This window comes from Bilophila wadsworthia ATCC 49260, from assembly GCF_000701705.1.
In the GTDB taxonomy this organism is placed as follows: domain Bacteria; phylum Desulfobacterota; class Desulfovibrionia; order Desulfovibrionales; family Desulfovibrionaceae; genus Bilophila; species Bilophila wadsworthia.
In genome coordinates this window covers 1-2849 of record NZ_JNJP01000169.1, presented here as the reverse complement: position 1 = coordinate 2849, position 2849 = coordinate 1, and the positions used below count along the sequence as shown (strand labels likewise).

Sequence of the window (2849 nt, the reverse complement as noted above, 5' to 3'; positions counted from 1 at the left end):
GGGGAGGTTTGGAGGGGGGAAGGGGGACCTTTCTTTAGAAAGGTCCCCCTTCCCCCCTCCAAACTTCTTCTCTCCTAAACAAGCCCTTTAACCATGAGCCTCGCTTCCATATATAAGGAGAGGGTGGCAATAGCGCGGTCGCAGACGGGGAAAACGGGTATATTCCGTTCCCGTAGGGCATTACGGAAGGGCTCGAACTGCGCCCCGCCGTCCACCACGGCGACCAGCGGTTTGCGGAAACGTTCACGTACGGCGGAGAGCCGTTCGAGGATGCCGCCGGGCGCGTCCATGCGGAAGGCCTCCACGTCCGTCTCCGCAAGGGTATGCGTCACCGGAGAGTGCGGATCAAGCCCGATGACCACGGCGTCGATGCCCTCGTCGTTCAACATCAATTCCGCCATGTGCGCATGAACTTCGTCATCCGCGCCGGGGTTGATGTCCAGTGGATTGGCGATGGTCACCAGCTTGTCCAGATGTTTTTCATTGATGCAGGATTGCATGGCACTGCGGGTGCTTTCGGCATAAGCGCCGAGCGACATGCTGTATTCGTCCGACTGGATGGAGTCCGCCATGCCCACGGCTTCAAATCCCGCGCCGCTGACCGCGCCGAGGCGCTTGCCGTTGACGGCATCGTTGCGGAACGCTTCCGCCAGCAGGATGAGTTCCTGAAATTCCGTGAAGTTGCGGGCCATGATCGCGCCCGCCTGCCGGATGCAGTTCTCGCAGACCATGTAGTCCCCGGCGAGAGAGGCTGTGTGCCCGCTGGTGGCGTTCTTGCCTTCGGGCGTGCGCCCCGCCTTGTAGAAGATGACCTGCTTGCCGTTGCGCACGGCTTCGCGGACGGCCTGTGCGAACCGCAGCCCGTCAAGATCCTTGAAGCCTTCCGCATAGACGGCGATGACGTCCGCCTCGTCCGAGCTGATGAAGTGGCGCATCATGTCCCCGAGCGTGAGGTCGGTCTGATTGCCCATAGAGATGAGGTAGGCCGGGCTCATTTCCGGAGCCTGACTGAAGCGGTTGAGCAGGAATGCCCCGCTCTGGCTCACGATGGCGGTACGCCGCCACGACGTCCGGCGCGCGGCCTGCAGTTTTTCGGCCGGGATGAACCACGTGTCATAATTGCCGGGCCGGGAAATGACTCCCATGCAGTTCGCGCCGAGGAACACCGGGCCGCCGTCGCCCTTGCCGTGGGCTTCCCGTATGCGCTCGATCATGCGGGCCGCGATTTCCTTGCTTTCCTCGGTTTCGCCGAGGCCGCCGGGGATGAGCATCACGCTCCGGGCCGCGCCCGTTTCCAGTACTTCGTCCACAAGGCCGGGTACGTGTTCCGCGCCCACGGCCACGATGAACAGATCCAGCGGCTCGCCCACGCTCCGCAGGTCCGGCACGCAGCGCACGCCCGAAGGATCGGGTTCGCCGTCGCGCAGGATGACGATCCGGTCCTTGTCGAATCCCGAACCGATGATGTTTTCAAGGATGGTGCGCCCGAAATTCCTCCGTTTGGCGGACACGCCGATGATGCCGATGCGTTCGGGATGCAGCAGGTTTCCGATGCGCGCCACGGGCCGGGCCGTCGGTTCTTTTTCCGGCAGCGAGAATTTGCACATGCCGTCGAGCGGGACCATCAGATAGTCGGTGAACGCGAACGGGTTGATTTCCAGCTCGTCGATGACGAACGGCGCGTCCGGATTGTCCGGCGAGAAGTGATTCCCCATGCGGATAAAGGACTCGAAGCATTCGATGAGCTGATCGTCAGTGACGATGCGGCGTTGCCCGCGCGTCAATCCGGCGAGTTTTCTATACGAGACGGTTTGCCGGAACAGCCGGAAGAACGTCTCTCCGTCGGTCATGGCCGTGAGTGCGGCTACGATGGCCTGCCCCTTGCGGAAGCGTTCGGCGTACAGCTCGGTATCGGTCCCGCCGAGGCCCGCGCTGATGACCATGCCGAACTCGCGGGTGCGACGAAGGCCCACGATAAGCTCATTGCCGAACGCTTCGGAGTCGGGCGGCATGAACTGCACCTGCAATACGCCCTTGAGATCGGAAGCGATGGCGTTTTGCAGCGCGGCCCCTTCCAACCCCCGATAGCTCTTGGGGGCGCCGGACGGGTGGCGTTCGATCCATTCGGCGTAGCGTTCAGGCACTTCGGAGAGTATACGGCGCACGGCGGACCGCACCTTATCCGGCGTTTTCGGCACGATGCGCACGCCTCCGACTTCCGTTTTGTGGATGATGGTCGGCGAGACGATCTTGAGGACGGCCTTGTCCCCGGGCATGGCCATGACTTCCTCGTCGGCGAGTCTGGCGTTGCGCGGGATGAAGGAGCATTTCGGGGGCGTTTCCGATCCCGACAGGCTCAGGAGGTTATACACTTCGTATTCGTAGAGGAACTGTCGCCCTTCGGCATAGGCGTTGCGGAGCAGTTCCGTGATCGGTTCGTAGGCGACGGTAAGGTTCATAGGGTGTTCCTTGCGGGATGCCTCCGGCGGCAAAGGGGTAGACGCCCCCTTGCCCCCCTGCCCGGGGGCACAATGCCCCCGGACCCCCTCAGTTACGGCTTCATGTCCGATCCGTTCCGGGCGCTGTCCGGCACGGATCGGATACGGGGCCGTTTTGAGCGAGTCTGGCGTTCCCTCTGAGCGTTTGGGGTGTATCAGGAGTTTTTTAGTAATACATTACTATTATTGTTTTTTAGAGAATTATTCAAATTGATGTTTTTTGTGCGTTGTGTTCGCCTGATCCATTCCCCCTGTCTGTTTTTCCTCATCCCTATCATCAGGGAAAAACGACAAGAGGGATTCGATAAGGTCAAAAGTCTTCGGGGGAGGGATGGGGGTGTGGGGGAAGGG

At 61.3% G+C, this 2849-nt stretch carries 1 protein-coding gene; it reads right to left on the bottom strand.

Annotation, left to right across the window (positions count from 1 at the left end):
• Positions 1-74: 74 nt before the first annotated feature.
• Positions 75-2459, bottom strand: coding sequence for an acetate--CoA ligase family protein (locus T370_RS0121585; protein WP_029436975.1), 2385 nt, complete (start codon positions 2457-2459; stop codon positions 75-77).
• Positions 2460-2849: the final 390 nt, after the last annotated feature.

Bases quoted from the DNA above. Each gene is read 5' to 3' on its own strand.
- T370_RS0121585 (WP_029436975.1), bottom strand. From the start codon at position 2,459: ATGAACCTTACCGTCGCCTACGAACCGATCACGGAACTGCTCCGCAAC.